The 7,432-nt window shown below is 59.6% G+C and carries 8 protein-coding genes and 1 tRNA gene; 4 read left to right on the top strand and 5 right to left on the bottom strand.

The window, feature by feature from the left end:
- The first annotated feature begins 162 nt into the window (after positions 1-162).
- From CPY51_RS05340 to CPY51_RS05330, 3 genes are all read left to right on the top strand, one after another.
- Positions 163-239, top strand: a tRNA-Met gene (locus CPY51_RS05340).
- 430 nt (positions 240-669) lie between these two features.
- The gene (locus CPY51_RS05335; protein ID WP_111159100.1) at positions 670-879 is read left to right on the top strand and encodes a cold-shock protein; all 210 of its coding nucleotides are present in this window, start codon (positions 670-672) and stop codon (positions 877-879) included.
- Positions 880-991: 112 nt separating this feature from the next.
- Positions 992-1,225 (top strand): hypothetical protein, encoded by a 234-nt coding sequence (locus tag CPY51_RS05330; RefSeq protein ID WP_111159098.1) that lies wholly within the window; start codon positions 992-994, stop codon positions 1,223-1,225.
- Between the two features lie 125 nt (positions 1,226-1,350).
- Here the strand turns inward: CPY51_RS05330 and CPY51_RS05325 are convergent, their stop codons facing one another.
- Entirely contained in the window at positions 1,351-2,958 is a 1,608-nt protein-coding gene (locus tag CPY51_RS05325) for an inorganic phosphate transporter (RefSeq protein WP_111159096.1), read from the bottom strand.
- A gap of 225 nt (positions 2,959-3,183) precedes the next feature.
- Between CPY51_RS05325 and CPY51_RS05320 the strand changes: the two genes are divergently transcribed.
- The gene (locus tag CPY51_RS05320) at positions 3,184-3,471 is read left to right on the top strand and encodes a GCG_CRPN prefix-to-repeats domain-containing protein (RefSeq protein ID WP_111159094.1); all 288 of its coding nucleotides are present in this window, start codon (positions 3,184-3,186) and stop codon (positions 3,469-3,471) included.
- Between the two features lie 54 nt (positions 3,472-3,525).
- Here CPY51_RS05320 and CPY51_RS05315 read toward each other — a convergent pair whose 3' ends face one another.
- The 4 genes from CPY51_RS05315 to cyoB form a co-directional block, all read right to left on the bottom strand.
- Positions 3,526-4,287, bottom strand: coding sequence for an SURF1 family protein (locus tag CPY51_RS05315; RefSeq protein WP_111159092.1), 762 nt, complete (start codon positions 4,285-4,287; stop codon positions 3,526-3,528).
- Positions 4,288-4,374: 87 nt separating this feature from the next.
- Positions 4,375-4,791, bottom strand: a complete 417-nt coding sequence (gene cyoD / locus CPY51_RS05310; RefSeq protein ID WP_111159090.1) for a cytochrome o ubiquinol oxidase subunit IV — start codon at positions 4,789-4,791, stop codon at positions 4,375-4,377.
- A complete protein-coding gene (gene cyoC / locus CPY51_RS05305) occupies positions 4,788-5,417 on the bottom strand; it encodes a cytochrome o ubiquinol oxidase subunit III (protein WP_111159088.1) in 630 nt (209 codons plus the stop codon). Before cyoC ends, cyoD begins: the two co-directional genes overlap by 4 nt.
- 4 nt (positions 5,418-5,421) lie before the next feature.
- Positions 5,422-7,425, bottom strand: coding sequence for a cytochrome o ubiquinol oxidase subunit I (gene cyoB / locus CPY51_RS05300; RefSeq protein WP_111159086.1), 2,004 nt, complete (start codon positions 7,423-7,425; stop codon positions 5,422-5,424).
- Between the last annotated feature and the right edge of the window lie 7 nt (positions 7,426-7,432).

The raw sequence follows: 7,432 nt of genomic DNA, 5'->3' as shown, positions 1-7,432 counted from the left end.
AACGCAACATTCAATGTGAACACGAGCAAACTAAACCTTGCCCCCGTTCGCACAAAAGATCATCTTCTCCTAACAAACCCGGCCCAAAGCCATAAAAGGGCCGCTCAACGCGGCCCTTTCTGTCTTTGAGACAACACATGTCGGTACACCGGCATCGACTTCCGCGGGGTGGAGCAGCCCGGTAGCTCGTCAGGCTCATAACCTGAAGGCCGCAGGTTCAAATCCTGCCCCCGCAACCAAACCAAAACAAACCCAAAAGCCCGCAATGTCGCAAGACAAGCGGGCTTTTTGTCGTTCGGGGGACACGGATGTCGGGATGGTGAAGGCCGGTCAGGCAAGGTAGTGCTTCAGGTAGACTGGACCGAGCAAGCGACTGAAGTCCAACACCCAAAACAAAATCAAACAGCAGCCCGCTGCCATGCACAGGTTGAGTTCCTAAGGCGACGGCTAGAGGGAGCGGGATATTGTTGGCGCCCCTTCGACCGCAGACCGGTATTGCCTCCGTCCTTGCCACGACGACGTTCATCCCGTACATTGAGGCCATCGATCTTGCTGGACGAATTTTGTTCCCGCGCACCGGCGCCCGAACTCCCTTTCAACATCGGTCTCCAATACCGTCGGGCTGTGCCCGCGGTTCTTCTTCTATGTCAGCCAAAAAGGAAGATCGTCGTGGCTACAGGTACAGTCAAATGGTTCAATGCAGCAAAGGGCTTCGGATTCATTCAACCGGACGACGGCTCTCAGGATGTGTTCGTTCATATCTCGGCAGTGGAGCGGGCTGGCATGAGTAGCCTGAGCGATGGTCAGAAAATTTCCTATGAACTGACGCGCGACAAGAAATCCGGCAAGATGTCGGCTGATACGCTGCAGTCCGTCTGACGAAAACTTTGACGCGCGCCGGCGACGCGACGTCACTGCGCGAGAATATTGGCTGAAACGGGATTGCCGTTTCTTCCGCCGCTGCAGTTCAACCCAACGAAGGAAATGCGGCATGCCAAAGAGTGGCAAGGACAATTTGTTTAACCCGGAAAAGATTGCCAAGCGCGAAAAGGCGGCTGCCGATAATCCACCGTTTCGGGCAATCGCAAGCGAAGAGATGGCCGCACGTCTCAAGAAGACCGCGCACTTGAAGGAGTTGCGGCTACAGAAGGAAGCTGAAGAGGCGCTCCTCGAGCCTGCTCAAAAGACCAAGGCTGCTCCGGCAAAGCGCGCAACCAAGCGCTGATCCGCACGCACGGCAGTATCGAGCGTGACGAATACCGGAGCGATATCCGGTTAAAGAATAGCCCGCGATCAAACATGATCGCGGGCTATTTTCATCTGCGGCAACACCCGAGTGGGCCGCGAGTGTTAGAATACGTGGCGCAGCATCACGAAGAGAATGAAGGCCAGAGCAATCGACGCCGGCAGCGTCAGGACCCATGCCATCAGCATATTGCGAACGGTAGACCACTGCAGACCGGAGCCGTTGGCGGCCATCGTGCCGGCAACGCCTGAGGAGAGGACATGCGTCGTCGAGACCGGAAGGCCGAGATGGTCGGCGGCGCCGATGGTGATCATCGCCACTACCTCTGCGGCAGCACCCTGACCATAGGTCAGATGTGACTTGCCGATCTTCTCGCCGACGGTAACGACGATGCGCTTCCATCCGATCATCGTCCCTAGGCCGAGTGCCAGCGCGACCGCGACCTTGACCCAGAGCGGAATGAACTTCGTCGCGTTGTCGACCGACTTGTGATAGGCAGTGACCGCCTGCAGATCGGCGGGGTTCATCGGCAGCAGCTTCTGCTTGTCGATCAGCTTCAATGCTTCGCCGATCAGATAGATGTCATTGCGGATATTGCCGACCAGGCCGTTCGGAAGCCTTTCGATCGTCGGGTATCCCGAAACCTCTTCACTTGTCGAATGAATATAGGCCTGCAGCGCCGGCGTTGTTGCATCCGACCAGGTCTTGTTCTTGACGGCATCGCTGACAGCGGCCTTCGGATCGGCCGGAGCTGCAACACCCGGCTTCACATATTTTCCAAGAGCTGTCTCGACCTGTGCGGACGTCGACTTGTACGCGTCGAGATAGTTGATATCGGGGGTGCGATTGAGCGCGAAAGCAGTAGGTACAAGGCCGATCAGGATGAGCATGATGAGACCCATGCCCTTCTGACCGTCGTTGGAGCCATGTGCGAAACTGACACCCGTACAGGTGAAAATCAACAGCGCGCGGATCCAGAGCGGCGGCGGAGCGTTCGTCTTGGGGGCCTCATAGAGCGCCTTGTTGCGAACGAGAGTTTTCATCACCAGCAGAAGAACGGCCGAAAGACCGAAGCCGATGACAGGCGAAATCAGGAGTGACAGACCGACATTGCTGACCTGCCCCCATTCGACGCCGCTTGTGGCACTGCCAGTGGGTGCAAGAAACTGATTGGCGAGACCGACGCCGATGATCGAGCCGACAAGCGTGTGCGAGCTGGAGGATGGGAGGCCGAGATACCAGGTGCCGAGATTCCAGACGATCGCGGCGATCAGCAGCGCAAAGACCATGGCGAGACCGGAGCCGGAGCCGACCTGCAGGATCAGCTCGACTGGAAGCAGCGCCAGGATGCCGAATGCGACAGCGCCGCTGGACGTCAATACGCCGAGGAAGTTGAAGAAGCCTGACCAGATGACCGCCAGTTCGGCCGGCATCGAGCGCGTGTAGATGACGGTCGCAACGGCGTTGGCGGTGTCGTGGAAACCATTGACGAACTCGAAGCCGAGCGCGATCAGGAGAGCCAGGCCGAGCAGAATCCACGGAACGGCGCTGGCCGTTGCAAGGTCGCGGCCGAGCGCGTAGGCGATGTAGCCAAGTCCACCCACCACCACCAAACCGAAGAGCGGAAGGAACCATTTAGGCGAACCGCCTGATCGGTGGACTGGATGCGAAGCCTCGCTGCTTCCACTACTGCCCGAAACGACGTCAACCATGACCAGTTCCCCATATGGTAAATAACATTTTTCACTTAAACCCGATTGATGAAGCTGTTGTGACGCTACAACGCCTGCGATCAAATCCTTGCCCGCCATCATAGAACGGGTAGTGACTATGACCTTGATTTCGCCACGAAAATGTCAATTTTGGTTCAGCCTCGGTTCATGCATCCGGGCTTTTACTGGATGCCGCAAGGGACTAAGGATAAAGGGTCTACCAAGATGAAATCGTCCGTGATTGTCAGCGCTGTCCTGTTGGGTGGACTGGCCGCCACTTCTGTCGAGGCCATGCCGATCGCCAAATCCGCCACTACCGAAAGCGTATCCTCCGTCGTGACGGTCGACTACGCCTGTGGCCGTGGATGGCACGCAACCCCTTGGGGCGAATGCCGTCCGAATGCCTGGCGTGGCCCGCCGCCGCGCTATTGGGGACGTCGCCCGCCGCCGCCTTACGGCTGGGGCTACTACCGTCCGCGCTACTACGGTTGGCACTACGGGCCGCGCTGGTAACAAATTCAGACTGGAAGCTGGACACCGCTGTCGCAAGACGGCGGTGTCGTCGTTTCAGGACCTCGTGCGGCGCCGTTCGGAGCGAACGAGATAGACGGTCATCCCCAGCGTCATCGCCGCCATGCCGAACCATGTGATGGCGTAGACAAGATGGCTGTTCGGAAAGACCAGCTGCGTCAGGCCGCCAACCGGAAGCCCGCCGATATTGGGCGTCGCATCTGCGTCCATGAAATAGGGCGCGACGTTTGTCAGGCCTCGGCTGCGGGCAATCGCCGCGACGTCGCGTGAATACCAGCGCTCGGCGGCGGGCACGTTGGACCGCAGCAGCGTGCCCAAGGGTTCGCTGAGGCGCAGCAGGCCGGTGATGGTGACCTGGCCAGACGGGTTGCCGTCCGTTCGCTTTGCTCGGTCTCGACGATCGGTCGGCACGAAGCCGCGGTTGATAAGGATGATCGTACCGTCGGCAACCTTCAAAGGTGTCATGACCCAGTAACCCGGTCCGAGATCGGTGACGGCGTAGACCTGCGCCTCGTCATCGTTCAGCAGCGTGCCGGTCGCCTGGATGCGGCGATACTCGTCGTCTTTGGCATTGACGGACGGCCATTCCGACGGCCCGGGTGCCGGCTGCGGCGGCGCATGCACACGTGCGTCGACCCGCGCGATCAGGTCGAGCTTCCAGTGTAGCCGCTCCACCTGCCAGACGCCGAGTGCGATCAGCACGGCAGTGAGCACGAGCAGCGAAGCGACCCATATTCCAAGCGTGAGCAGCGAACGGGATCGGGATTGAGCAGCGGTGGATGGGGGACTGTCTGTCATTATGCGCGAGGCTCCGTCGGAGGCGCGGGCCGGACGGCATCGGCCGGGGGGCGAGCGGCGGGCGATTTGTAGTCGCCCGCGCCATCTTCAAGGCACGTTGCGCATCATCTCGGGAGACATCGGCATCATGTTGACGTTGAGGTTGTGCATCACCCAGAGGGAGCCGCTGAGTGCGATCACCACGAGCACCACCGTGAAGATCAGGGCCATCATGTTCCAGCCGCCTTCGGACTTGGTGTCCATGTGGAGGAAGTAGATCATGTGCACGACGATCTGGATGGCGCCGAGCGCCATCACCAGCGCCGCAGTGGTGACGGGGCTTTCGAATACCTTGGCCATGACCAGCCAGAAAGGAATGGCGGTCAGAATGACGGAAAGCACGAAGCCCGTCATGTAGCTCTTGAACGTCCCATGGCTGGCCTGATGGCCATGCGCGTCGTGCCCATGCGTATCGTGAGAATGGCCGTCGCCCGAATGATGTGGCGTGTGTGCGTTCGAGCTCATCCGAGGACTCCCATGAGATAGACGAAGGAGAAGACGCCGATCCAGACGACGTCGAGGAAGTGCCAGAACATCGACAGACACATCAGGCGGCGCTTGTTTTCGGCAATCAGCCCGCGCTGCCCGACCTGGATCATCAGCGTGATCAGCCAGACGATGCCGACGGTAACGTGCAGGCCGTGGGTCCCGACCAGCGTGAAGAATGCGGACAGGAAGGCGCTGCGCTGCGGGCCTGCACCCTCCTGGATAAGGTGCCAGAATTCGTTGAGCTCGAGCCCGACGAATGCGGCACCGAAAATCCCCGTGACGGCGAGCCAAAGGAGCGTCGCCTTCATGTTGTTCTTCTCCATCGTCAGCATGGCAAAGCCATAGGTGATCGAGGAGAGCAGCAGCATCGAGGTGTTGACCGCGACGACCGGCAGCTCGAACAGATCGGCCGGAGAGGGGCCGGCCGCGTAGCTGCGGCCGAGCACTGCGTATGTGGCAAAGAGCACCGCGAAGATCAGGCAGTCGCTCATGATGTAGATCCAGAAGCCGAGCATGGTGCTCCCCTCCGGATGGTGCTCTTCCGTCAGATAGAAGGCCGGGGCTTCGCCCTCTGCGGTCATGTCAGCATGCGTTGTCGTCATCGTCCTATACCTGTCCTGCCAGCAGCTTCGTGCGCGCATTTTCGGTTCTGACGACATCGTCGACAGGAATGTAGAAGTCGCGCTTGTAGTTGAAGGTATGCCCGATCGCGATTGCCAGCATGGCGACGAAGCACAGCCCGGCCAGCCACCAGATGTGCCAGATCATGCCGAAGGCGAAGGCAACGCTGAGGCCGCCGAGGATGATCCCCGTGCCGGTGTTCTTTGGCATATGGATCGGCAGATAGCCTCCGGTCGGACGAACGTGCCCGCGGTTCTTCATGTCCCACCATGAATCGTGATCGTAGACGATCGGCGTCATGGCGAAATTATATTCCGGAGGCGGCGAGGAGGTCGACCATTCGAGCGTTCGGCCGCCCCAGGGGTCGCCGGTGAAGTCGCGCAGGGCTTCGCGGTTCTTGATGCTGACGTACAGCTGGATAATGAACGAACCGATGCCGCATGCGATCAGAACAGCGCCGAAGGCAGCGGTGACGAAGTAGATCTGCAGCGAGGGATCGTCGAACTGGCTGACGCGGCGGGTGACGCCCATCAGGCCGAGGACGTAGAGCGGCATGAACGCGAAGTAGAAGCCGGTCAGCCACAACCAGAAGGACATCTTGCCCCAGAAGGGATCGAGCTTGAAGCCGAATGCCTTCGGGAACCAATAGGTGATGCCGGCAAACATCCCGAAGACCACGCCGCCGATGATGACGTTGTGGAAATGGGCGATGAGGAACAGGCTGTTGTGGAGCACGAAGTCGGCCGGGGGAACGGCGAGCAGCACGCCCGTCATGCCGCCGATGACGAAGGTCACCATGAAGCCCATCGTCCAAAGCATCGGCACCTCGAAGCGGATGCGGCCGCGATACATCGTGAAGAGCCAGTTGAACATCTTGGCCCCCGTCGGGATCGATATGATCATCGTCGTGATGCCGAAGAACGAGTTGACGCTTGCACCCGAGCCCATCGTGAAGAAGTGGTGGAGCCAGACGAGATAGGAAAGGATGGTGATGACGACGGTGGCGTAGACCATCGATGCATAGCCGAACAGCCGCTTGCTGCAGAAGGTGGCGACCACTTCCGAAAACACACCGAAAGCCGGAAGGATCAGGATGTAGACTTCCGGATGGCCCCAGATCCAGATGAGGTTGACATACATCATCGGATTGCCGCCGAGATCGTTGGTGAAGAAGTTCGTGCCGGCGTAGCGGTCGAGCGACAGCAGGGCGAGCACGGCGGTCAGCACCGGAAAAGCGGCAACGATCAGCACGTTGGTGCAGAGCGCGGTCCAGGTGAAGATCGGCATCTTCATCATGGTCATGCCGGGCGCACGCATCTTGACGATGGTGGCGATCAGGTTGATGCCCGAGAGAAGAGTGCCGATACCGGCGATCTGCAGGCCCCAGATGTAATAGTCGACACCGACATCAGGGCTGTACGCGGCTTCCGAAAGCGGAGGGTAGGCAAGCCAGCCCGTGCGTGCGAACTCACCGATGAACAGCGAGATCATGATGATGATCGCGCCCGCTGTCGTCATCCAGAAGCTGAAATTGTTGAGGAACGGGAAAGAAACGTCGCGGGCGCCGATCTGCAGCGGCACGACGAAGTTGATCAGTCCGGTCACCAGCGGCATCGCCACGAAGAAGATCATGATGACGCCGTGCGCCGTGAAGACCTGGTCATAGTGGTGTGGCGGCAGGAAGCCGTCGGAGCCGTTGAAGGCCATCGCCTGCTGCAGGCGCATCATCAGCGCGTCGGAAAAGCCGCGCAGCAGCATGATGAGCGCGAGCACGACATACATGATGCCGATCTTCTTGTGATCGACGCTGGTGAACCACTCGCTCCAGAGATAGCCCCAGAGGCGGAAATAGGTGAGCGCACCGAATACCGCAGCTCCGCCGATAGCCACGGCGATGAACGTGCCAACGAGGATAGGCTCGTGGTAGGGAAAGGCATCGAGCGTCAGCTTGCCGAAGATCAGTTTCAAGAGGTCCGGGTTGGAAAACATGGATTGC

It is taken from the genome of Arminella tubonensis (assembly GCF_003240585.1).
In the GTDB taxonomy this organism is placed as follows: Bacteria; Pseudomonadota; Alphaproteobacteria; order Rhizobiales; family Rhizobiaceae; genus Rhizobium; species Rhizobium tubonense.
Note: the sequence above shows the minus strand (reverse complement) of the source record. Positions and strands in the feature narration are given on the sequence as shown.

Bases quoted from the DNA above. Each gene is read 5' to 3' on its own strand.
- CPY51_RS05330 (WP_111159098.1), top strand. From the start codon at position 992: ATGCCAAAGAGTGGCAAGGACAATTTGTTTAACCCGGAAAAGATTGCC.
- CPY51_RS05325 (WP_111159096.1), bottom strand. From the start codon at position 2,958: ATGGTTGACGTCGTTTCGGGCAGTAGTGGAAGCAGCGAGGCTTCGCAT.
- CPY51_RS05320 (WP_111159094.1), top strand. From the start codon at position 3,184: ATGAAATCGTCCGTGATTGTCAGCGCTGTCCTGTTGGGTGGACTGGCC.
- CPY51_RS05315 (WP_111159092.1), bottom strand. From the start codon at position 4,287: ATGACAGACAGTCCCCCATCCACCGCTGCTCAATCCCGATCCCGTTCG.
- cyoD (WP_111159090.1), bottom strand. From the start codon at position 4,791: ATGAGCTCGAACGCACACACGCCACATCATTCGGGCGACGGCCATTCT.
- cyoC (WP_111159088.1), bottom strand. From the start codon at position 5,417: ATGACGACAACGCATGCTGACATGACCGCAGAGGGCGAAGCCCCGGCC.
- cyoB (WP_111159086.1), bottom strand. From the start codon at position 7,425: ATGTTTTCCAACCCGGACCTCTTGAAACTGATCTTCGGCAAGCTGACG.